General features: G+C 48.2%; 23 protein-coding genes and 1 tRNA gene. 18 read left to right on the top strand and 6 right to left on the bottom strand.

The features are described from left to right. Positions 1–14 precede the first annotated feature (14 nt). Positions 15–1025, bottom strand: coding sequence for an asparaginase (gene ansA, locus MHM93_RS00565; RefSeq protein WP_022946602.1), 1011 nt, complete (start codon positions 1023–1025; stop codon positions 15–17). A gap of 54 nt (positions 1026–1079) precedes the next feature. Further along, a complete protein-coding gene (gene sppA, locus MHM93_RS00560) occupies positions 1080–2945 on the bottom strand; it encodes a signal peptide peptidase SppA (RefSeq protein WP_239447545.1) in 1866 nt (621 codons plus the stop codon). Positions 2946–3143: 198 nt separating this feature from the next. Here sppA and MHM93_RS00555 point away from each other — a divergent pair, with 198 nt between their 5' ends. The 7 genes from MHM93_RS00555 (at position 3144) to MHM93_RS00525 (ending at position 8494) form a co-directional block, all read left to right on the top strand. After that, a complete protein-coding gene (locus tag MHM93_RS00555) occupies positions 3144–5111 on the top strand; it encodes an NADPH-dependent 2,4-dienoyl-CoA reductase (protein ID WP_239447544.1) in 1968 nt (655 codons plus the stop codon). A gap of 111 nt (positions 5112–5222) precedes the next feature. Beyond that, the gene (locus tag MHM93_RS00550) at positions 5223–5906 is read left to right on the top strand and encodes a DoxX family protein (protein ID WP_239447543.1); all 684 of its coding nucleotides are present in this window, start codon (positions 5223–5225) and stop codon (positions 5904–5906) included. A 118-nt stretch (positions 5907–6024) separates the two neighbouring features. Then, positions 6025–6576, top strand: coding sequence for an NAD(P)H nitroreductase (locus MHM93_RS00545; RefSeq protein WP_239447542.1), 552 nt, complete (start codon positions 6025–6027; stop codon positions 6574–6576). Positions 6577–6805: 229 nt separating this feature from the next. Further along, entirely contained in the window at positions 6806–7183 is a 378-nt protein-coding gene (locus MHM93_RS00540) for a hypothetical protein (RefSeq protein ID WP_022946607.1), read from the top strand. A gap of 56 nt (positions 7184–7239) precedes the next feature. After that, a tRNA-Ser gene (locus MHM93_RS00535) sits at positions 7240–7330 on the top strand. A 90-nt stretch (positions 7331–7420) separates the two neighbouring features. Beyond that, the gene (locus MHM93_RS00530; RefSeq protein WP_022946608.1) at positions 7421–7795 is read left to right on the top strand and encodes a hypothetical protein; all 375 of its coding nucleotides are present in this window, start codon (positions 7421–7423) and stop codon (positions 7793–7795) included. 81 nt (positions 7796–7876) lie between these two features. Next, positions 7877–8494: an FKBP-type peptidyl-prolyl cis-trans isomerase gene (locus MHM93_RS00525; protein ID WP_239447541.1), complete on the top strand. Its 618-nt coding sequence runs from the start codon at positions 7877–7879 to the stop codon at positions 8492–8494. Between the two features lie 52 nt (positions 8495–8546). On the opposite strand, the gene MHM93_RS00520 is transcribed toward MHM93_RS00525, so the two are convergent. Then, the gene (locus tag MHM93_RS00520) at positions 8547–9065 is read right to left on the bottom strand and encodes a DUF2062 domain-containing protein (protein WP_053910494.1); all 519 of its coding nucleotides are present in this window, start codon (positions 9063–9065) and stop codon (positions 8547–8549) included. A gap of 108 nt (positions 9066–9173) precedes the next feature. Here MHM93_RS00520 and MHM93_RS00515 point away from each other — a divergent pair, with 108 nt between their 5' ends. From MHM93_RS00515 to tcdA, 7 genes are read left to right on the top strand one after another with little or no spacing between them, the layout of a single operon-like run. After that, positions 9174–11303 carry a DNA internalization-related competence protein ComEC/Rec2 gene (locus tag MHM93_RS00515; protein ID WP_239447540.1) on the top strand — a complete coding sequence of 710 codons (2130 nt, stop codon included), beginning with the start codon at positions 9174–9176 and terminating at the stop codon, positions 11301–11303. A gap of 59 nt (positions 11304–11362) precedes the next feature. Further along, the gene (gene msbA, locus MHM93_RS00510) at positions 11363–13108 is read left to right on the top strand and encodes a lipid A export permease/ATP-binding protein MsbA (protein ID WP_239407952.1); all 1746 of its coding nucleotides are present in this window, start codon (positions 11363–11365) and stop codon (positions 13106–13108) included. Then, a complete protein-coding gene (gene lpxK, locus MHM93_RS00505; protein ID WP_239447539.1) occupies positions 13105–14103 on the top strand; it encodes a tetraacyldisaccharide 4'-kinase in 999 nt (332 codons plus the stop codon). The genes msbA and lpxK overlap by 4 nt, the downstream gene beginning before the upstream one ends. After that, positions 14104–14301, top strand: a complete 198-nt coding sequence (locus MHM93_RS00500) for a Trm112 family protein (protein ID WP_045978843.1) — start codon at positions 14104–14106, stop codon at positions 14299–14301. Further along, entirely contained in the window at positions 14289–15038 is a 750-nt protein-coding gene (kdsB, locus tag MHM93_RS00495) for a 3-deoxy-manno-octulosonate cytidylyltransferase (protein ID WP_022944512.1), read from the top strand. Before MHM93_RS00500 ends, kdsB begins: the two co-directional genes overlap by 13 nt. Then, positions 15035–15700, top strand: a complete 666-nt coding sequence (locus MHM93_RS00490; RefSeq protein ID WP_239447538.1) for a TIGR01621 family pseudouridine synthase — start codon at positions 15035–15037, stop codon at positions 15698–15700. The genes kdsB and MHM93_RS00490 overlap by 4 nt, the downstream gene beginning before the upstream one ends. 5 nt (positions 15701–15705) lie before the next feature. Next, complete coding sequence (tcdA, locus tag MHM93_RS00485; RefSeq protein WP_239447537.1) at positions 15706–16515, top strand: tRNA cyclic N6-threonylcarbamoyladenosine(37) synthase TcdA; 810 nt, start codon at positions 15706–15708, stop codon at positions 16513–16515. Here tcdA and MHM93_RS00480 read toward each other — a convergent pair. The 3 genes from MHM93_RS00480 to MHM93_RS00470 form a co-directional block, all read right to left on the bottom strand. Beyond that, positions 16512–16928, bottom strand: coding sequence for a SufE family protein (locus tag MHM93_RS00480; RefSeq protein WP_053910499.1), 417 nt, complete (start codon positions 16926–16928; stop codon positions 16512–16514). The two genes, tcdA and MHM93_RS00480, sit on opposite strands and share 4 nt — an antisense overlap. After that, positions 16925–18172 (bottom strand): cysteine desulfurase, encoded by a 1248-nt coding sequence (locus tag MHM93_RS00475; protein ID WP_239447536.1) that lies wholly within the window; start codon positions 18170–18172, stop codon positions 16925–16927. The genes MHM93_RS00480 and MHM93_RS00475 overlap by 4 nt, the downstream gene beginning before the upstream one ends. A 75-nt stretch (positions 18173–18247) precedes the next feature. After that, positions 18248–19534 carry a citrate synthase gene (locus MHM93_RS00470; RefSeq protein ID WP_045978838.1) on the bottom strand — a complete coding sequence of 429 codons (1287 nt, stop codon included), beginning with the start codon at positions 19532–19534 and terminating at the stop codon, positions 18248–18250. Between the two features lie 428 nt (positions 19535–19962). Here MHM93_RS00470 and sdhC point away from each other — a divergent pair, with 428 nt between their 5' ends. The 4 genes from sdhC to MHM93_RS00450 are packed head-to-tail and all read left to right on the top strand — an operon-like array spanning position 19963 to position 23179. Further along, positions 19963–20340, top strand: a complete 378-nt coding sequence (gene sdhC / locus MHM93_RS00465; RefSeq protein ID WP_051034453.1) for a succinate dehydrogenase, cytochrome b556 subunit — start codon at positions 19963–19965, stop codon at positions 20338–20340. After that, a complete protein-coding gene (sdhD, locus tag MHM93_RS00460) occupies positions 20331–20678 on the top strand; it encodes a succinate dehydrogenase, hydrophobic membrane anchor protein (RefSeq protein ID WP_022944506.1) in 348 nt (115 codons plus the stop codon). The genes sdhC and sdhD overlap by 10 nt, the downstream gene beginning before the upstream one ends. Further along, entirely contained in the window at positions 20679–22451 is a 1773-nt protein-coding gene (gene sdhA, locus MHM93_RS00455) for a succinate dehydrogenase flavoprotein subunit (RefSeq protein WP_045978836.1), read from the top strand. 11 nt (positions 22452–22462) lie between these two features. Next, a complete protein-coding gene (locus tag MHM93_RS00450; RefSeq protein WP_022946093.1) occupies positions 22463–23179 on the top strand; it encodes a succinate dehydrogenase iron-sulfur subunit in 717 nt (238 codons plus the stop codon). The last annotated feature ends 38 nt before the right edge of the window (positions 23180–23217 follow it).

Here is a 23217-nt window from a genome sequence, read left to right as displayed (position 1 = left end):
GCCTAAAATATCAATTAGCGACTCAACTCTCCGCGCAAGTTATCTTGCATTAAATGGCGAATACTTTGCGGGCTCGCGTTTTTGCTTAGCAAGTAGTGTAACTTACTGAGGCAGGCCTCTAGGGTCATATCATAGCCACTGATCACACCGACGTTTAACAGCGCATTGCCCGTAGCGTAGCCGCCCATATTAACTTGCCCTTGTAAACACTGGGTAAGGTTTACGACGATAATGCCACGTTCGTTCGCATTTGCTAACAGCTCCAGAAACTCGTGGTTTTGAGGCGCATTACCGACACCAAAACTCAGTAAGATGAGCGCTTTAATATCGTCATTAATAATAGAGCTGACCACATCGGCGCTGATCCCGGGGTATAAGTGCAGCACGGCAATAGCTTGAGGGGTGATGCGCGAGACTTGTAAATCGTTGTCGATATAGGGGCTTAGCTGGCCTTCTAGTAGCCGAATGTTAATCCCTGCTTTTGCCAGCGGCGGCAAATTTGGAGAGTCAAACGCATTGAACCCATCGGCGTGGATTTTGGTGGCGCGATTGCCTCTAAATAGCTGATTATTAAAAAACAGGCTTACTTCTGCAATGGGGTAGTTAGCTGCTAAATACATCGCATTTAGGAGGTTCACTTGGCCATCTGAGCGCAGCTGTGACAATGGAATTTGCGAGCCGGTAATAATGACCGGTTTGGTCAGGTTTTCAAACATAAACGATAAGGCAGACGCGGTGTAGGCCATGGTATCGGTGCCATGAAGTACCACAAAACCATCGTAGTCGTGGTACTTGGCTTTAATATCGTCGGCTATCATCTGCCAATGCGCCGGTGACATATCAGAAGAATCGATCAGCGGGCAGTATTCTTCAATGTCAAACAGCGGCATCTCGTCGCGATTAAATTCAGCACTGTTTTTCACCGTTTCGGTTAAAAATCCCGCCGCTGGCACATAGCCTTGGCTCGATTTTTTCATACCTATGGTACCGCCTGTATAAGCGATATAAATGCGTTTACGTTTCATAAAAAAAGCCCGATGAAATTCATCGGGCTAGTATATCATTCCAGGCTTTAAGCGCTAGTTAGAAACACGACATACCAAGCACTTAGCGTAGATGCCATCAGGGTCATTGTAGTTTTGTAAACTCTGAACCTGCTGCTCAACCTGTTTTAGTAAGCTGTTGACCTGCATGGTCGCACCAAGTTTTGCGCTTGCCGGGGTCTGCTTATCGATTAGCGTGCTAACCATGGATGAGCTCAATAAGCTATTTAACAGTTGCTCACGCGGCGTCAGCTGTTGCTCAATGAGTTTAACGTCATACTGCTTGAGGCTGGCCATTTCAGCGGCAGCGCTGATGGCTGCGTCTTTATCACCAAGCTTGTCCACTAACCCGAGCTCTTTTGCTTGCGTTGCAATCCACACTCGACCTTGGGCGATATCATCCACCTCAGCAGGGCTCATGTTGCGAGATTGTGCAACCACATTCAAAAAGCGCTCGTAGGCATTCTCAACACTCATTTGAATCGCTTGTGCCATCTTATCTTTTAGACCCAACAGAATGGATGAGCCTTTCAGTTCCGTCGTCCCCACACCATCAGAATATACTCCCAACTCGGCAGCACTGTCTTCAAATGTCATGATTGTGCCAAATACGCCGATTGAACCGGTGATGGTGCTTGGAGCAGCCCATATTTCATTGGCTGCAGAAGCAATCCAATAACCGCCGGAAGCTGCGACTGAACCCATGGACGCTACTACAGGTTTGCCTGCTTCTTTAAGAGCGATGACTTCGCGACGAATGACTTCTGAGGCAAACATGCTGCCGCCACCAGAATCAATGCGTAATACCACGGCTTTTACCAAGTCATCTTCACGGGCTTCACGAAGGAGGGCTGCTGTGCTGTCTCCCCCGATTTCGCCAGCGCGTCGCTCACCATCAACAATGGTTCCTTTAGCAACGATAACCGCCACCTTTTCCGTGATTGGGTTTTCGAATGGCATGGGCGATTTAAACGATGCGAGGTAATCGTTAAAGCCAATTTGTAAAAAGTTTTTGCCTTCGTCGTCGTAACCGACTAGATCGACCATCTGTTGACGAATTTGTTGATTATTTTTAAGTGCATCCACCCAACCAAAACGCTGCGCATACTCACCGCTGTTCCCGTCTACTTGCGAAAGCTTGCGTAAATAGTCGTCAAGGGTTTCATCAAAGTTGCTGGCATCGAAGCCACGTAGTGCAGTGATTTCATCTTTATACTGCTGCCACAATTCACCAAGCCACTCTTTATTCGCTTCTTTTGCAGCGGGGGACATGTCGTTACGAATCAAAGGTTCAACCGCAGACTTAAAGGTACCGACGCGGAAAACGTGTTGCGTCACTTTAAGTTTATCGAGTGCTTCTTTGAAATACACTGGGTAGACACCAAAACCATCGATTGAAACGCCGCCATAAGGATGTAAATTTACTTCGTCAGCATGCGCTGCCAAGTAATATTGGCTTTGGGTGTAATAATAGCCGGTAGCAATAACCGGTTTGCCCTGCGCTTTGAAAGCGTCAATGGCATCGGCAACGGCATTGAGTTTATTAATGTGCGCGCCACCCATCTGCTGTAAATCGAGCAGCATAGCGGTGATGCGATCATCTTTAGCAGCGTTATTGATCACATCAACAACGTCATCAACTAAAATTTCTGCCGGCTCATCTTGGCCCCCAAACGGTCCAGCAAATACTGCATCGAGAGGGTCAACATAGCGTTTCTGCTCAACTAAATAGCCATTTAGGTTAAGTGTCAGCACGGCACCGTCAGGGACGATAATCTCGCCTTCATCGCTTGCAATAGACGCTATAATAGCGATAACAAGCACTATAAAAAGAATGTTGACCAAAAGTTGGCGCGAGAAGTTAATTCCATGCCAAGTGGCCTTTACTGCTTTTTTAATCAAAATCAGATCCTTACTTTATCCATTTTGGGGGCGTACGGGATAGAATCCCATATTAGCCTAAAGGGTTGAAAAGTTTAAACAGAAAAAAGTAACGAAGTGTTTATATTGGCGAATACTGTATCGCTAGTGCTTGCTCAATGTGGCAAAGATCGCTACCCTGAAACAGGTATGACCAGATAATAGTAAAGGGGTAACACCATGCTAGAACAACCACTAAAATTGATGCATGGAGAATTAAGAAACCGGCTCGTGATGGGCTCTATGCACACCGGTTTAGAAGAGGGGTGGCATAATCGCAAACGCCTCGCTGCATTCTACGAAGAACGCGCGAAGGGAGGCGTGGGCCTCATCGTCACCGGCGGTTATAGTCCAAATATTCGCGGTAAGCTTACGCCTATTTCGTCCTCCTTTAACAGTGTATTTGATGTAGTAAAGCATAAAAAATACACCCAAGCCGTGCACAAGCATGGTGGCAAGATTTGTTTGCAACTGCTTCACGCTGGACGGTATGCCTACCACCCATTTAGCTGCGCGCCGAGCGCTATTCAGGCGCCTATTTCGCCTTACACGCCGAAGGCTATGTCGGTAGGAATGATAAAAAGCACCGTTAAAGACTTTGCCAAAAGCGCCAAGCTAGCGCAAAAAGCCGGTTATGATGGTGTCGAAATCATGGGCTCGGAAGGCTATTTAATAAACGAATTTATGGCACCGCATACCAATAAGCGCACCGACGAATACGGCGGTAGCAATGAAAACCGTATGCGTTTAGCTAAGGAAATAGTCTCGGCCGTGCGCGCTGCTGTCAGTGATGACTTTATGATTGTATTTCGCCTGTCGGTGATGGATTTAATTCCTGATGGTTCGACAGCCGAAGAGGTTACTGCTCAGGCCAAAGCGCTGGATGCGGCGGGCGTTGATATTTTCAACACCGGCATTGGCTGGCATGAGGCGCGCGTGCCAACGATTGCTTCTATGGTGCCGCCAGGGGCCTTTAGAGAAGCTTCACAACGCCTTAAACAAGCAACAGATAAGCCCGTTATTGCTGTCAACCGTATCAACACGCCGGACATAGCCAATAGCATTTTAAACCAAGGTCAAGCCGACATGATATCCATGGCTCGGCCACTGCTTGCTGACCCAGAGCTCTTTAATAAGTATGCGCAACAACGCAGCGAACAAATCAATATTTGCATAGGGTGTAACCAAGGCTGTCTGGATCACGTGTTTAAAGGGCAACGAGCCACTTGCTTGGTGAACCCACTGGCCGCATTCGAGCTTGACTACGCCATCACAAAAGCCGCAAAAGCGAAAAAGGTATTGGTTGTTGGTGCTGGGCCTGCGGGACTCGCAGCAAGTATTTATTTACGCCAACGTGGTCATAACGTCACCTTAATCGAAAAATCCAATGATTTAGGCGGTCAGTTCAATCTCGCCATGCGTATTCCGGGTAAAGAAGACTTTCAATTAGCACTCAAATACTTCAGTGAAGAGGTGGTGCGTCAAGGCGTTGATTTGCAAACCAATACGGCATATGAGCCGGCCATGCTTAGCAAATACGATGATGTGGTATTCGCCTGTGGGGTGTCGCCTCGTGAAGCGGATATTGAATGCGCCGATGGTAAACGCATCTATCGTTATGACGAGGTTATTCGCGGTGACGTGACGCTCACCGACCGGATCGCTATTTTAGGTGCAGGTGGGATAGGTTTTGATATGGTTGCGTTTTTAACCGAGCAACATCACCAAAGCGTTGAGCATTTCAAAGCCCAGTGGGGCATTGAGCAACCCATTGAACTGCATAAAAGCGATAGAAAGATTTATATGCTTAAGCGCAGTGCCGGGCGCTTCGGTAAAGGGTTAGGGAAAACCACTGGTTGGATCCACCGTAAAGTGGCAAAGATGCACGACGTGGAGCAAATTGGTGAATGTCAGTACGAGCGTTTTGATAACGAGGGGTTACACATTCGTGTGAATGGCGAAGCAAAAGTGCTGAATGTTGATACTGTGATAGGTTGCATTGGGCAAACTGCCAATGATGCCCAATTTAAGCAAGTTGATCAGCAACATAGTGCTCAAGTCCATGTGATAGGTGGTGCTAAGCTGGCCGCAGAAATTGACGCAAAGCGAGCTATTAAAGAAGCCTTATTAGTAGCGAGAGAAATTTAATAGTGCCTAGCAAAGCAAAAGCTAACTGCTGTTAATAATATGAAATAACTTCCGGCACCCGGCGGTCTGTGTGCTATATCAATATTAGTTAACTCAGACCCAAGGTGCCCTATGCTCACCACCGTTACCGGTGTTTACCGTTCACTGCTATCACAACTCAGCTTTCTCGATGGGCTACCCTCGTTGTGTATGCGTTTAATCCTTGCCCCGGTGATGATCATCGCGGGCTTTAATAAACTCAACCTTGCTAATAGCGACCTTGCGTGGTCGCAACGACTACTCGCCGATGCCAATGTCATTGCTTGGTTCGGCAATAGCGACTGGGGCTTGGGCCTACCATTTGCTGAGGTACTTGCTTTTTTAGCCGGTTGGACTGAGTTTTTAGGTGGATGGCTCATCCTTGTTGGCTTGTTTACACGCTTAGTGAGCATCCCTTTAATGTTTACCATGGTTGTGGCCGCTACAACCGTGCATTGGCATAATGGCTGGTTTGCCATTACACCAACTAACCCAGATACCAGTGCCGCAAAAGTGCTTGATTGGGTAGGGGTTCCAGGAGCGCAGCAGAGTCTAGAGAACTCCATACAAGCTAAGCAGCGGCTCGATATTATGAAGCAGCTGATTGGCGAAAACGGCCGCCCTGAGTATTTATATGAAACCGGCAACATCGTCATTCTTAATAACGGTATTGAGTTTGCGAGTATCTATTTTGCCATGTTGTTGGCGCTATTTTTCTATGGTGGTGGTCGTTTTGTCAGCCTCGATTATTACCTGCGTCCAGCACCTCGTGAATAACGCCAGGTGCTAGCCACTCATTCTCAGTAGCTACAACTCTATGGCCCGTTTGGGCCATTTTTATCATCGCTTGAATATGGTACTCTTTTGCTAATTATTCACATTCTCATATATAGCCATGAATGCAAAAGAGCTTTTATTAAATCGTCAATCTGATAGCCAGCTTTCTTTTCCCGGGCCTAATGCTCAACAACTTGAACTTATTCAACAAGCGGCACTGAGAGTACCCGATCATGGCCACCTTGCGCCGTGGAAATTCGTCGTTTTACAAGAACGCCAGCGCGAAAAGCTAGGTGATATTTTCTTACAGGCGGCGCAAAAAGAAGACATGGGCGAGCGAGTGATTGAGCGTGCAGCGTCATTGCCTGCGCGAGCTCCAATGGTGATCGTCTGTATCATGAAGTACATTGGACACGATAAAGTGCCGTGGGTCGAGCAAGTGGCCAGTGCTAGCTGCGCGACATTTGCTATGCAACAAGCGGCATTTGCCCAAGGTTTATCGGGTATTTGGCGAACGGGTGCATTTGCGAAATCAGCCACAGTTAAACAGGCTTTAAAGCTCACTGATGACGACGAAATTGTCGGCTTCCTTTACTTGGGAACGCCCACTGTGGATTGTCCGAAGAAGCGTCGCCACCAAGTCGCTGATTTTTTTACCGACTCGCTGTGAACTATTTTAATAAGTTAGTGTCAAACGCCCTGTGCGGGCAACGAGCATTATATTGTGCCCGCAGCTACGAATGAGTCATCTTTCATTAACCTTTTATTTGTTATTGTGTGTCGAATTTCGCCAAATTAACGGGAAAATAATCTAAATGCTCGGTTTTTTATCATGATTATTTTTGTTAGGCTAAGTTTTGAGCAGACCCTAATAAATAATAAGAAGAAGATGTATTGCTATGGGTAACCTATTTTTAAGAGAGAAAGAACGCTGGGGCTTATGGACTTTCTGGGGTGTCGTTGGGGCGTTATTAACGACCTATGTGGCGATGCTAACCAAAGCGCCTCTTTACATCACCTTGAGCGCCATGGCCGTAGTCGTGTTTATCGCCATTTGGATGCTTTACACTAAACGTTTTGGCTTTTTACGTGCACTTAAGGTCTCCGCTTATATTTTGTGTTTCAGTGCATTACCGGCTTTGTGTTTGCTCATTGTTCCTGCCAGTAAGAATCAACGGCCAGAACTTATTACCCAAAGTGTGATTTTTGCACTGTTGGCGCTTATAGGCTGTGTTATTTGTGCGCTGATCGCTAAGCGCCCTCGGCAATATTACTAAATTGATTTAAAACGCTTTACAGCGCCAGCAAAAGTCATTAATATGCGCGCCAATTCGGAGAGATGGCAGAGCGGTTGAATGCACCGGTCTTGAAAACCGGCATGGGTTAATAGCCCATCTAGGGTTCGAATCCCTATCTCTCCGCCACCTCATTCCCAAAACCGCCTCATTGGCGGTTTTTTTCGTTTTGCTTCCCGTTATAATGGCGGCTATTAACCTATTAGGATTTACTCGCTCATGCATAATGTAATGCGTATTGTTGCTTGGGGCATTGTGGCATTTTTATATGCACAGGGCTTGGATGTGGTGTTAACTCTCGTTCGCGATGCCGAGCTAAACTGGATTATGACGTTAACTGCCATTGCTGGTTTCAACCTGCTTACCGCCCATTTAATCACAAAATACGATAACACCTTGGCTATTTTAAGCGCACTGATTATAAGTTGTTTGGGCATCATCGTATTTGGGGTCATGATCCAGCCATTATTTGTAGGGCTCCCTTATTGGCTATGGGTATTTAGCATTGTCTCTTTGCTGCTTTTCGTTTGGTTAATGCCTTGGATCAGCGCAAAAGTGGCCAATAGTTCGGCAAATGAGCGCTCATCGTCTTAGATTTTCTAGCCAGCACTGACGTGCGTTTTTCAGTGTGTTACCCTGTGCAGGCATTTATAGAAACAAAAGATGAACAACTTTATGTCTGATAAATTTAATACCGACGCGGAAAAGGCAAGCTACGGCATTGGCCTACAAATGGGTGAGCAACTAAAAGCAACCCCTTTCGAAGGAATGAACGTAAATTCCGTGTTTGAAGGAATGAAGGATGCCTTTACCGGTGAAAGCTTCCAAGTAGAAATCCCTGAAATCCAGGCAGCGTTTGAAAAAATTAACGCTGAGATTCAGCAACGCCGCGAAGAAGAAGCAAAAGTATTGGCCGCAGAAGGCGAAGCTTTTCTAGCTGACAACGCGAAGCGTGCAGAAGTAACAGTGACTGAATCGGGTCTACAGTACGAAGTAATCGAACAGGGCGAAGGTGACAAGCCTAGCGCTGATGTGACCGTTCGCACTCATTACCATGGTGCACTTATCAACGGTACTGTATTTGATAGCTCTTACGAGCGCGGCGAACCTGCAGAGTTCCCAGTAGGTGGTGTTATTAAAGGTTGGACCGAGGCGTTACAAATGATGCCTACAGGTTCAAAGTGGCGCTTGTATGTGCCGCATGACCTTGCTTACGGTGAGCGTGGTGCAGGTGCAGCAATTGCTCCTTATTCAACACTTATTTTCGATATCGAGCTTATCGACATCCTGTAAGTGTTATACGCATAAAAAAACCGCCAACTGGCGGTTTTTTTATGGCTTAAATTTAGCTGTCATGGTCAGAGTTTCGAGCTTGCCATGCTTTTTTAACACCGCGACACCACAAAAAATCAACTACTATAAAGCTAATAAGCGCGGCGACAGTGCCACACACCAGCGAACCTACTAAAAACGCAGGCCCAATGGTTGTGAGGCTGTCACTCAGCCATTGCCAACTTGCCTCAAAGTAAAAGGCTTGCTCTTGATGCCCTAAGATCCACGTACCAACCAAATAAGAAAAATAGAAAATCGGCGGCATAGTCAAAGGGTTGGTGATCCACACTAGGGCGATGGACAAAGGCAGGTTGACCCGCAGAGGTATTGCCACAGCAGCCGCTAAAATCATCTGGAAGGGAACCGGAATGAATGCGAAAAATAGGCCTACGGAAAAGGCACCTCGCGCCGATCGTCTGTTTAAATGCCACAGATTAGCGTCATGTAAAAATCGCCCAAATATGCGTAGCGACTTTTGCTGTTTAATCTTATTGTGATCGGGTAAAAACCGTTGAATGGTTTTCTTCGCCATGGGATAGGGCCCTGTACATCTATTGCGGTGTGCAGTGGATTCGCGTTCGGGTGTATTTTGTCACTTTTCACCCCGTCACTGCCAGTACTTTTTATCATAATACCTATAATGGCAATAATCAGGGTGTATTGTGGTGTATTTTTAGGCTTTATTCGCGGTGTGGTCTTCGCCATTGGCTATACCCTGGTTTACCACCAACTTATATTTACCTGGCATGGACCATCGTTGAGTGGTGCATACGTTGACGTGCATGGCACAGTTCAACAAACACGGGTATTGGGGGCAACTCAATTTGTCACCTTGCGTCTTAATGATGTGGCCGGTTACGCTGTTCCTTTTTATCAAAACCATTTACTTAGTGTAGCGGTGCACGCCAACCAGCCTGTCGCAATTGGCGCTAAGCTGAGCGCTGATATGCGCGTCAAATCGAAACGCTGGCGTGTTAACTACGATGTGCTCGATAGGCGAATTTATGGGTTTCTACATGGATTCAGTTTCACGGGAAGCTCAGCTAAAAACATAACGATTACTAACGCACCGCCGTCGACAAGGCAGCGTTACCTGAGTTGGTTGAAAGCGCAGCTGCAACCGCTTGAGTTAAAAGGCGTATACTTAGCACTACTAAGCGCCGAACGCAGTGATATAGAGCCCAAGCACAATCAGTTCTTCAAACACAGCGGTATTATCCATTTATTAGCCATTTCCGGGTTGCATATCTCTTTGCTGTACGGGCTGTGCTTTATGGGTATTAAGTGCGCGCTTTGGTGTGTCGCCCATGGGGTGCGCTCAGGACAATGGCAACAGGCCCTTACAAACCGATTAGTGGCAGGTGTGGCGCTTTTAATATCTGGTATATTTGTGCTGTTATGCGCGCTGCCTATCAGTGCTCAACGAGCTTGGCTGATGTTAGCCGTTTTTGTTTGGCTGTATTTTTCACGACAACACTATTCGTTGTCGCGCTGCTTGCTTATCGCCTTGGCCTGCGTGTTGTTAGCGAACCCGTTCGCGTTACTTAATATCGGGCTGTGGTTTTCTTTTCTGGCTGTGGCGGCCATCGTTATTGCTTTGGTGCAGTCGCAACGATGGCACTGGCTTAGTCGTTATATGTTCATTCAGCTATGGTTGTTTATTGCCTTAGCGCCATTGAGTGCAGCGACGTTCGGTGGGTTTTCATGGGCCAGTGCCCCGGTTAATCTGGTTGCCGTGCCTTTTGTCAGCTTTATTTTATTGCCTTTACTGATTGTCGTGGTATTAACTGGGTTCAGCGAACCAATGCTATGGCTATTGCGTCAATTGGACTTGGCGCTATCCTCGACGTTAGAAAGGGTGGTAGAGCTTGGCCCTGCACTTTGGTTGTCCACCGGTGAGCTTGATATCACAGTGGTTATTATTTACTACCTTGCAGTTATTGCTATGCTAATAAAACCCAGTTTATGGCCCGTGTGTTATGCAGGGGGATTGTTTGTTGGCTATTGTGCACAGCAATGGGTTTATCAACCCAGATGGCAACTTGATGTGCTTGATGTCGGGCATGGGCTGAGCATAGTGATCAGCCGCCAGGGCAAAGCCTTGGTTTATGATCTCGGACCTAGTTATTTCTCGCGCTACTCGATAGTTAAAAATACCTTGCTACCTATCATTAACGCGCGAGGCTTGCAGGTCGAGCATACCATTATTTCACACAGCGATAATGACCATGCTGGCGGGCTAGAGCACTGGCTACAAGCAGGGTATGGACACACCTTAAAATCCTTTCATAATGGTAATCCAGGTATCTGTAGAATGAGCGAATTGAGCTGGCATGGCTTGACTGTTCGCTCTATTTGGCCGCACAGCAATCAGCAAAATGACAATGCTAACTCTTGTGTGGTGCACATCAGTGATGGCAAATACAATGTGCTACTAAGCGGCGATATCACCGAGCGAGAAGAGCAGCAGCTGTTAACGCAAGATAAAATAAGGCCAGTGGATGTCTTGGTCAGTGCCCACCATGGCAGTGACAGCTCTTCTAGCGCTGCGTTTATTAAACAAGCCAAGCCTAAGGTGGTGATTCACTCAAGTGGCGCCCGTCGCAATTGGCAGATGCCACACCCCGAGGTGTTCGCACGTTTTGCTGCGCACAATGCTGGGCAATACCAAACTAAATTGCAAGGTGGTATTCGGGTGCAGTTTTATGACACCGAAATGCAGATAAAAACAGCAAAAGCAGACAAAAGCTATTGGTTTATCAGTGATTGAGTTTTGTTTTTGCTTTGCTAAAGCTACAATACCCGCTATTGCGTTGATTCGAGAGTATTATGCAGCAAAGCGCCTCCCAAAGTTATAAGCGACTACTTGGTTATGTAAAGACTTATAAAGCCGCCGCCATTGTCGCCATTATTGGCATGCTAGGGTATTCAGCAATGGATGCCACCTTTGTGTGGCTAATGCAGCCATTTATCGATGAAGGTTTAACTGAGCGTAACAGCGCTGTTTTGACTTGGGCTCCTTTTGTTGTGATTGCGTTGGTATTAGGGCGCGGCGCATTTAACTTTGTGTCCAGTTACTGTTTAGCCTATGTGGGTTCGCAAGTGGTGCGCTCATTACGCCAAGACTTATTCCAACACATGCTTAATCTCCCGGTGAGTTTTCATGATAAGCACTCCAATGGTGAGCTTATCTCAAAGATCACCTTTGATACCGAGCAGGTGCAACAGGCTATTACCAAAGCCTTGTTGGTGCTGGTGCGCGAAGGGGCGTATGTGGCGTTTTTATTGGTGGTGATGTTTGCCGCCAGTTGGAAGCTGTCGCTGGTGTTTTTAGTGATCACGCCGATTGTTGCCATCATCGTGACTGTGGTGTCTAAGCGTTTTCGCCGTATTTCCAAAAATATTCAAAATGCCATGGGTGATGTTACCCGTTGCTCAGAGCAGATGCTCTCAGGGCACAAAGTGATCCATGGTTTTAATGGCCAGCAACAGGAAACCGAGCGCTTTGCCCATGTTAACAATATCAACCGCCTGCAACGGGTCAAAATGGATGCCACCAAAGCGCTGAGCGTATCGGTCATTCAAATTCTTGCGGCCTCATCTATGGCGGTGATCTTAGTGCTTATCTCCATGCCCAGCATGCTTAACTCAATTACCTCAGGAACCTTTGTCAGCCTGATCTCGTCGATGATGCTGATGCTACGCCCACTGAAACAGCTATCCAATGTTAACAGCGAGCTGCAACGAGGTATCGCCGCTGCGCAAAGTATCTTCACCGTGCTTGATACCGAACAGGAAAAAGACACCGGCACGCACGTATTGGAAAAAGCCAAAGGGCATATTCAAATTACCGACTTGACCTTCCATTACCCCGATGTTGCAGAGCCGGTATTAAAATCATTGTCACTGGATATTACCCCGGGGCAAAATATCGCCCTGGTCGGGCGTTCGGGCTCGGGTAAGTCGACGCTGTCGAATTTATTACCGCGTTACTATGACGTCGAGCCGGCATCGGCGATTAAACTCGATGGTATTGCCACCAATGAGTTGACTCTGGCGAGCCTGCGTCAACAGTTTGCTATTGTCTCGCAACAGGTGGTGCTATTTAACGATACGATCGCCAATAATATTATGTATGGCTTGGCACAACCTCTGAGCGAGCAAGCCCTAATCGAAGTGGCTAAAAAAGCACATGTGTGGGAGTTTGTTAAAGACTTGCCGCAAGGCTTAAATACCATGATTGGTGAAGACGGTGTCATGCTCTCTGGGGGTCAGCGCCAGCGTATTGCCATTGCTAGGGCTCTGGTTAAAGATGCACCCATACTGATTCTTGATGAGGCTACCTCAGCACTCGATACCGAGTCGGAAAAGTTAATCCAGCAAGCGCTTGAGTCGTTGATGAAAGATAAAACCGCGATTATTATCGCCCACCGTTTGTCGACCATAGAGCAAGTAGATTGCATATATGTGCTCGACCATGGACAAATTATTGAACAGGGCACCCATGGCGAACTGTTAAATGCCAACGGTACCTATGCGGCGCTGGCAAAAATGCAGCAAGGCGAGGGGCAATGAGTCGCGCCGATAACGGCATCGGCGCTGCGATAGAGCGCTCTTGGTTTCGCCGAGTGAGCCTGATTACGTTGCTGTTATTGCCGTTAACGGCCTTATACTGGCTGATTAGTTATGCTCGTCGCCTAGGCTATCGTTTGGGTCTATTCGCGGCCTACCGGGCGCCAGTACCAGTGATTGTCGTGGGTAATATCAGTGTGGGTGGTAATGGTAAAACGCCCATGACACTCTATCTGGCCGAGCTGTTGCAGCAACGCGGTAAGCGCGTTGGTATTATTTCCCGTGGCTATGGCAGCCACCCCCCAGAGACGCCCTTTGTGGTCACAGCGGACACCGAGCCCCATCAAGGCGGCGATGAGCCGGTGCTACTGGCCAAACGCAGCGGATGTACGGTGGTGATTGGCGGCGATCGCAAGGCCAGCATAGAAAAACTGCTGGCGCTACAAAGTGTCGATGTCATTCTCAGCGATGATGGCCTGCAGCATTACGCGCTAGAGCGCGATATTGAATTATGTATAGTCGATGCCGCGCGGCGCTTTGGCAATGGCTTACTGCTCCCCGCAGGGCCGTTGCGCGAGGGTCAAGGGCGGCTAAAATCTGTCGATTTGGTGATCTACAATGGTGAGCAAGCAGGACAAGCCAGTTATCAGTTAGCCTCATCCGGGCTTTATGGGGTTGCTGATGAGCAACCGCTATCGCCCCCTTTTGCAAAAGGCGTGGCCATCAGTGCTATTGGTAATCCGGAGCGCTTTGAGCAGAGCCTGCAAGCAATTGGTGTGGCTATTAGTGAAGCCGTGCATTATCGTGACCATCACCATTATCAAGCATCGGATTTAACCCAGTTTGGCGAACAGGCTGTCTATATGACAGAGAAAGATGCGGTAAAATGTCGTACTTTCGCCCATCGGCAGTGTTATTATTTACGCGTAGATGCCAAGGCCAACCAGGTTTTGGAAACTCAATTAACAACTATTTTAAAACGTAAAGGGGTGCTGTAAATGGCGTTCGATACTAAGCTCTTAGAAATTATTGCCTGCCCAGTTTGTAAGGGAAAGTTGCGCTACGATAAAGACAATCAAGAACTCATTAGTACCGCTGCGAAACTGGCTTACCCAATTCGTGATGACATTCCGGTACTGTTGGAAAACGAAGCGCGAGAGTTGAGCAGTGACGAGGTTGAGCAGTGGAATTCGTAGTTATTATTCCCGCACGCTACGCCTCTACACGCTTACCAGGCAAACCGCTGGCTGATATAGCCGGCAAGCCAATGATTCAGCACGTCTATGAGCGTGCGGTGTTATCTGGCGCGACGGCGGTTTACGTGGCCACCGATCACGTTGATGTGGCGACCGTGTGCGAGGGCTTCGGCGCCCCCGTGGTGATGACCCGGGAAGATCACCAATCTGGCACAGAGCGTTTAGCCGAGGTCGTAGCTAAGCTAGCGCTAGATGACGACACGCTGGTGGTTAATGTGCAAGGCGATGAGCCGTTACTAGCGCCAGAAAATGTCGCCCAAGTGGCGCAATTGCTCAGTGGTAACGACGCCCCGATGGCCACCCTGTCGACGGCGATTATAGACCGCGAAGAGGCGCTCAATCCCAATGCAGTAAAGGTGGTGAGTAACACCGCACAGCAAGCGCTTTATTTTTCCCGCGCGCCGATCCCTTATCATCGCGATGCGTTACTAACAAAAAGCTGCGAGTTAGACATTCGCCACATGCAACGCCATATCGGTATCTATGCCTATCGCGCAGGTTTTATTAATGAGTATATCGGCTTGGCGCCATCGCCTTTAGAGCAACTGGAGTCGCTTGAGCAATTACGTGTGCTTTATCATGGCTTCACCATTAACGTGGCCGAAGCCAAACAGGTGCCCGCTGCGGGAGTGGATACCGAAGAAGACCTAGCGCGAGTGATAAGCGCACTTCAATGAGTACCCTCACAGTCATCAATGATGACAGCGATTTCACCGTTGTATATAAACCGGCGGGGATGGATTTTCACTCGCAGGATAACGAGCCGGGGCTGGTGGCCATAGCCCAGCAGCAATTGGACACTAAGTTCTACCCCGTGCATCGCCTTGATAAGGTGACCTCAGGTTTAGTGCTGCTACCAAAAAGCAGCGCGGCGGCGACGACGTTCACGGCGATGTTCAGTGCCCATGAAGTAGATAAATTCTATATGGCGCTCTGTACGGCAAAACCGAAAAAGAAGCAGGGGTGGATCAAAGGTGACATGGGCAAAGCCCGGCGCGGCGCTTTCAAGCTACTTAAAACCCAGGAAAACCCGGCCATTACCCGATTTTATAGCTACTCGCTGGCACCGGGACTAAGGGGCATGGTGTTAAAGCCTTTCAGTGGCAAAACACATCAGCTCCGTGTTGCTATGAAGTCATTATCGGCACCAATTCTGGGCGATACCCTGTATGGCGCCGAGGCCAGCGATCGCACCTATTTACATGCGTACGCGCTGCGTTTTCAATATCGCGACCAGCATTATTGCTTTTGTGCGCCGATGCAAGAAGGACAGCATGCAGCGCAGTTAAATACACTTTTAAGCTTTTGTGACAACCAACCTTGGCAGTTAAATTGGTAGAGACAATGACACAAGATGATTATCAACTTCGCTTCGGTGGTATCAGCCGCCTTTACGGACAACAGCAAACCCAATGGCTGCAGCAGGCGCATTTCTGTGTCATCGGCATTGGCGGGGTCGGCAGTTGGGTCGCCGAGGCGCTGGCGCGCACCGGAGTAGGGCAACTCACCCTTATCGACCTCGATGATATATGCGTTACCAACAGTAACCGGCAAATTCATGCGCACTCGCAATCGGTGGGCGAAGCCAAAGTAGAAGCCATGAAAGCGCGTTGCCAGCTAATCAACCCACAGATCACCGTGCATGTGATAGATGATTTCATCACCTTGGATAATATCCGCGAGCACATTCAGGGCTTTGACTATGTCATCGATGCCATTGATGCGGTAAAAGAAAAAGCGGCTTTGATTGCCCATTGCAAACGCAATAAGTTACCTATTATCACCACCGGTGGCGCGGGAGGGCAAACCGACCCAAGTGAGATAAAATTTGGCGATGTCGCCAAAACCACCCACGATCCGCTATTAGCAAAGGTTCGCTATCTATTGCGCAAACAATATAATTTTAGCAACAATCCGAAGCGTAAATTTGATGTTGATTGTGTGTATTCCACCGAGCAGTTGGTCTATCCCGATGGTCATGGACACGTATGTCGAGCCAAGCAAGGGGCCGATTCAACGATGAATATGGACTGTGCCAATGGCTTTGGCTCGGCAACCATGGTGACCGGCAGCTTTGGCTTTTTCGCAGCGGCCAAAGCCGTGCGCAAATACTTAAATAAGCGCCAACGTTTGAGTGAACAAAGCCAGGGTTAACAGTGGCTTTTGGCAAATTGGTTAATCGCGCTGACAATGGCGCGAATGCCATTACCGCGCGAGGGGCTAAGGTGGCGCATCAATCCTAACTCCTCGAACTCTTGCTCGGCGTCAAGAGCCGCTGCTTGTTGCGGAGTTTTACCGTTGTACATCATGAGAATCAACGCCAGTAATCCTTTAACAATGCGAGTGTCAGAATCGGCCACCACAACCAGCTTATCTTCTTGGGGAGTGAAGTCGATATACAACCAGACATTACTTTCACAACCAGAAACCTTCGCTTCATCGACCTTGAGCTCATTGGCAAGGACTGGCAAGCTTTTTCCCAACAGCATCAACTCACGATAACGTTGTTGCCAGCCGTGAAGGGCTTGAAAAGCCTGTTTTAGCTCAGGGTAATTGCGATAACTCATGGTGCCATCATCTCCAAGGTATTACGTAGTGCACTGATAAAGTGGTCGATTTCTGCAAAGGTATTATAAAACGCCAAGCTGACTCTCACGGTACCATTCACCCCTAGTGCGTGCATTAAAGGCTGGGCGCAGTGGTGGCCATGGCGCAGGGCAATGCCTTCCATATCGAGCAAGGTGGCAATGTCATAGGGGTGCTCTGATTGTACATAAAAGCTGACGGTACCGACATTATGCTGCATGTCGCCAAGCAAGGACACCGACTCAATGTCGCTAAGTTGCGCCACTAAATACTGCATTAAGCTACGCTCGTGCGCTGCTAGGGCGGCGCTATCAAGGTTATTTAAATACTCAATGGCGGCAGCAAAGCCAAGCACCGCACTGATATTCGGCGTGCCGGTTTCAAACTTACTCGGGGGCGGGTTAAATTCGGTATGCTCAATACGTACTTTAGCCACCATTTCGCCGCCGGTTTGAAAAACATCGAGTTGCTGAAGACAACTAAAGCGCCCGAACAATCCGCCAAGGCCGGTAGGGCCGAGACATTTATGCGCCGAAAACACGAAAAAGTCGCAGCCTAAGTCGGCCATTTGCGGGCGCAAATGTAGCAGCGACTGGGCACCATCAACCAAGGTCCAAGCACCTTGTTGCTTGGCCTGACTGAGTAGCGCTTTAACGGGGTTAATATTGCCAAGGGCATTAGAAACATGGGCCAGGGCAAATACCTTGGGTCGATACTGGGCGATCATTTGCTCCGCTTGAGCAATATCGAGTAGCCCTGCGGGGGTGACCGGTACGGCCATCAATGTTGCACCGGTGCGCTTCGCTAGCTGTTGCCACGGGACGATGTTGGCGTGGTGCTCAAGTTCGGTTATTAAAATCACGTCTCTGGGTTGTAGCTGCGCCGTCAGCCCATAGGCAACCAAGTTAATAGCCTCGGTGGCCCCTTTGGTCCATACCAGTTCGTTATGCTGACAGCCGATAAATTCGGCCACTTGCTGGCGCGCGTGCTCATAACGGCTGGTTGCTTGCTGACTTAATTGGTGTGCGCCGCGATGCACGTTGGCGTTTTCTTGGCTGTAAAAGCGCGTCAAGGTGTCAATCACACAGCGTGGTTTGTGCGCCGTTGCGGCCGAATCAAAATAAACACGTTCGGTGTCACCATGTTGAGTCAGGGCAGGGAAATCTTGGCGTATTGCGTCTATATCAAACATGGTTAGTAAAGCTGGCTGTACAAATGCCGCCATTGTAGAGAACTAGGCTGAAATGGCAATAAAAAAGGCCGCTTGGGAGCGACCTTTTTCAACTCTAAAACGCGTTGCTTAGCGCTTGTCTTGAGCGACGTAATCGCGCTTCGTTGCGCCTTTATATAGCTGACGTGGACGGCTGATCTTGTGACCAGGCTGAGACAGCATTTCATCCCAGTGCGAGATCCAACCGACGGTACGCGACATAGCGAAAATAACGGTGAACATGCTGGTTGGGATACCAATCGCCTTAAGAATGATACCTGAGTAGAAGTCTACGTTCGGGTATAATTTCTTCTCAACGAAGTAAGGGTCTTCAAGAGCAATTTGCTCTAAGCGCATAGCAACATCTAGAAGTGGATCTTCGATGTTTAGCTCTTTCAGTACTTCGTGGCAGGTGTCACGCATTACCGTGGCACGTGGGTCGAAGTTTTTGTAAACACGGTGACCGAAGCCCATTAGGCGGAACGGGTCGTTCTTATCTTTCGCTTTAGCGATGTATTCGTCAATGCGATCAACTGAGCCAATCTCTTGTAGCATGTTCAAACATGCTTCGTTAGCACCACCGTGCGCAGGGCCCCAAAGTGATGCGATACCCGCTGCGATACATGCATAAGGGTTAGCACCAGATGAACCAGCAATACGTACCGTTGAGGTTGATGCGTTTTGCTCGTGGTCAGCGTGCAACATGAAGATACGGTCCATGGCTTTAGCAAGCACAGGATTTACTTGGTAATCTTCAGAAGGCACTGAGAACATCATGTGTAAGAAGTTCTCTGCATAGCTCAGGTCGTTACGTGGGTAAACGAACGGTTGGCCAATGGTGTACTTGTACGCCATTGCTGCGATAGTCGGCAGCTTCGCAACTAGGCGAGTGGCACTGCGCTTACGCTGTGCTGGGTCTGAGATATCTAAGTCTTGGTGATAGAAAGAAGACATGGCACCAACCACACCACATAGCATCGCCATTGGGTGAGCATCAACGCGGAAACCCTGGAAGAAGGCCGCCACTTTCTCGTGCACCATGGTGCTTAGAGTGATTGACTTAGAGAATTCTTCAAGCTCTGCTTCTGACGGTAATTCACCGTTAAGCAGTAAGTAGCAAAGTTCGACGTAGTTAGATTGTTCAGCAAGCTGATCAATGGGGTAACCACGGTGTAGCAATACGCCTTTACCACCATCGATGTAGGTGATAGATGAGTCACAAGAGCCAGTCGACATGAACCCTGGGTCGTAGGTGAAGTAGCCGTGTGCGCCTAAGGTACGGACGTCGATAACGTCTTGACCCGCAGTACCTTCGTAAATGGGAAGTTCAATCGGGTCTTGTCCATCAATATGGACAGTGGCTTTCTTATCTGCCATCTAATTATCTCCTATAAGAATAACAAGCTAAAGCTGTTATGCGTGATACTAATGTTAAGCAAATTCCGATCATTCTAACGTACAAGAGGGGTAGAAAGTCAATTTTAATGCATTTGTGTATAATAAATATTCTGCAAAGATTAAATATTATACCAATGGCTAATTCGCAAACCTCCGTGACTAAACAAGAATTGTAATATCCGCTGCAGACTTATATACTGTCAGGGGTTCAATACCGTAACGTCTTTGAGTAAACCGTTTATGACAAACACGTGAAATTTCGCTTTAAAATTGAACAAATAAAGTGATCTTTTTTCGCGTCTGTGGGTTTATTTATGTGAGCGCATTTATGCAGTGATTGCATAAATGGTTATAACAACAATGTAGATGGCTCTATTTATCAATGTGAGCAAGATGGGCAAGTAACTGTGAAAAAGCAAAGACCTGTAAATCTCGATCTAACGACCATCTCTATGCCAGCAACGGCCAAAGCATCAATTCTGCACCGCGTCACCGGTGTCGCAATGTTCTTTGCCTTGACCTTTGTTATCTGGGCATGGGCTGTGTCACTGTCTTCTCCGGAAGGATTTGAATTTGTCAAAAGCCTGTTAACCGGGTTTGTTGCCAAATTTATCGCCTGGGGTACCCTCACCGTTCTCTCGTATCACTTCATCGCAGGTGTACGCCACTTAATCCAAGACTTGGGTCCGTGGAAAGAATTAGATTCAGGCAATGCAACCGCTAAAATCGGCTTTGTATTGTGGGTGATTGTTGCCGTATTGGCGGGAGTTTGGCTATGGTCTTAAATCAAGCATCTTTAAAGCGTGATGGTGTTCAGGATTTCGTATCGCTACGAGCAACGGCACTTATCATCAGCTCTTATGCACTATTTATTATTGGTTATCTGCTATGCACTCCAGCATTAACCTATGAAGCATGGTCGGGGTTATTCGGTAACTTCGCGATGAAGGTATACACCCTAATCGCCCTTGCGTGCATTATGGTGCACGCACGCATCGGCCTATGGCAGGTGCTGACCGACTATGTAAAGAACGCCAAACTACGCGCGTTTCTTGGCTTCGTATTAAACCTTATGGCCCTATCTTACGTAGTAGTTGGCCTGTTTGTTCTATGGGGTGTTTAAGTGAAATATTCAGTTCGCGAATTTGACGCAGTAGTGGTTGGCGCTGGCGGTGCAGGTATGCGCGCAGCGTTAGCAATCACTGAATCAGGCAAGTCTTGTGCGCTTATTTCCAAGGTTTTCCCAACCCGTTCACACACCGTGTCGGCACAGGGTGGTATTACCGTAGCACTAGGTAACTCGCACGAGGATAACTGGGAATGGCACATGTACGATACCGTTAAGGGCTCCGATTATATCGGGGACCAAGACGCCATCGAGTACATGTGTAAAACTGGCCCAGAAGCAATCACCGAGCTTGAAAACATGGGCTTGCCATTCTCACGTTTTGAGAACGGCCGCGTATACCAGCGCCCATTCGGTGGTCAGTCGAAAAACTTCGGCGGCGAGCAAGCAGCGCGTACAGCGGCTGCTGCGGACCGTACTGGTCACGCCTTGCTGCACTGCTTATATCAGCAAAACGTAAAGAACAAAACCAATGTATATTCTGAGTGGTATGCACTGGACCTTGTTAAAAACGACGACGGCGCGGTAGTGGGTTGTACAGCTATCGACATCGAGTCTGGTGAAGTGGTTTACTTCAAATCGAAAGTGGTTGTGCTTGCCACCGGTGGTGCAGGGCGTATTTATGCCTCGACCACTAACGCGCACATCAACACCGGTGACGGCGTGGGTATGGCCACGCGTGCTGGCGTAGCCATGCAAGACATGGAAATGTGGCAGTTCCACCCAACCGGGATCGCCGGTGCCGGAACCCTGGTAACTGAAGGTTGCCGTGGTGAAGGGGGTTATCTTCTGAACAAAGATGGCGAACGCTTCATGGAGCGTTATGCGCCTAATGCCAAAGACTTGGCGTCACGTGACGTAGTTGCCCGTTCAATGATGACCGAAATCCGTGAAGGTCGTGGTTGTGAAGGTCCGTGGGGCCCGCACATTAAATTGAAACTGGATCACCTTGGCGAGGAAACGCTAAATCTACGTCTACCTGGCGTATGTGACCTAGCTAAAACTTTTGCTCATGTTGACCCAGCGAAAGAGCCAATTCCAGTTATTCCAACCTGTCACTACATGATGGGTGGTGTACCAACCAATGTGAACGGCCAAGTACTAAGCGTTGATGCCCAAGGTAACGACACGCTTGTTGAAGGTCTATTCGCAGTCGGTGAAATCGCTTGTGTATCTGTACACGGTGCTAACCGCCTAGGTGGTAACTCACTGCTTGATTTGGTTGTATTTGGTCGTGCAGCAGGTAACTACCTAGGTGTTTACTTGAACGATTACCAAGCGCAACGTGATGCTTCAAGCGACAACATTGAAGGTGCATTGGCACGTTTCAACCGTTGGGAAACATCAAAAGAAGGCCAGGGCGAAGACCCAGTGCAAATCAAAAAAGACCTACAGCAATGTATGCAGCTTAACTTCTCTGTATTCCGTGAAGGTGATTCAATGGCGACGGGTCTTAAAGAGCTTAAAGAAATTCGCGAGCGTCTACAGCATGCCCGCTTGGACGACAAATCAAGCGAGTTCAACACTCAACGTATCGAGTGTTTAGAGCTTGATAACTTGATGGAAACAGCTTACTCAACAGCGGTTGCTGCGAATTTCCGTACTGAGAGCCGTGGTGCGCACTCGCGCTTCGACTACCCAGACCGTGATGACGAAAATTGGCTGTGCCACAGTGTTTACAACCCCGAGACAGAAGAAATGTCTAAGCGTGATGTAAACTATGCACCTAAGCTTCGTGAAGCGTTCCCACCTAAAGCTCGTACTTACTAGGAGAGATGACGATGGCAACTTTAGAATTATCTGTTTATCGTTACAATCCAGACGTGGATGATGCGCCATTCATGAAAGACTACACCCTTGAGGTGGAAGAAGGTCGTGACATGATGGTGCTTGACGCACTGCTGATGTTAAAAGAGCAAGATCCAAGCCTGGCATTTCGTCGTTCCTGCCGTGAAGGGGTATGTGGCTCCGATGGTGTGAACATGAATGGTAAAAATGGCCTTGCCTGTATTACGCCAATCTCTGCATTGCAGACAAACGGCAAGGGCAAGGTAGTGATTCGTCCACTACCGGGTCTACCGGTTATTCGTGACCTTGTAATCGACATGTCGCAATTCTACACTCAGTACGAGAAAGTGAAGCCGTATCTCATTAATGATACGCCTCCAGCGGGTGAGCGTTTGCAGTCGATTGAAGATCGTGAAAAGCTAGATGGGCTATACGAATGTATTCTTTGTGCATGTTGTTCAACATCATGCCCAAGCTTCTGGTGGAACCCAGACAAATTTATCGGCCCGGCCGGCCTATTACACGCTTACCGCTTCTTAGCGGATAGCCGAGATACCGCCACCGATGAGCGCTTGGCAGATTTAGACGATGCATTCAGCGTATTCCGTTGTCACAATATCATGAACTGTGTCAATGTATGTCCGAAAGGTTTGAATCCGACCAAAGCGATTGGGCAAATCAAATCAATGCTTCTTAATCGTTCCGTTTAAGGGCATAATAGAACTAAGAATGGCTGGACGTCTGTCTG

The sequence above is a fragment of the Pseudoalteromonas sp. MM17-2 genome (assembly GCF_022347945.1).
Lineage (GTDB): Bacteria > Pseudomonadota > Gammaproteobacteria > Enterobacterales > Alteromonadaceae > Pseudoalteromonas > Pseudoalteromonas ruthenica.
This window is presented reverse-complemented; position numbering and strand designations above follow the sequence as displayed.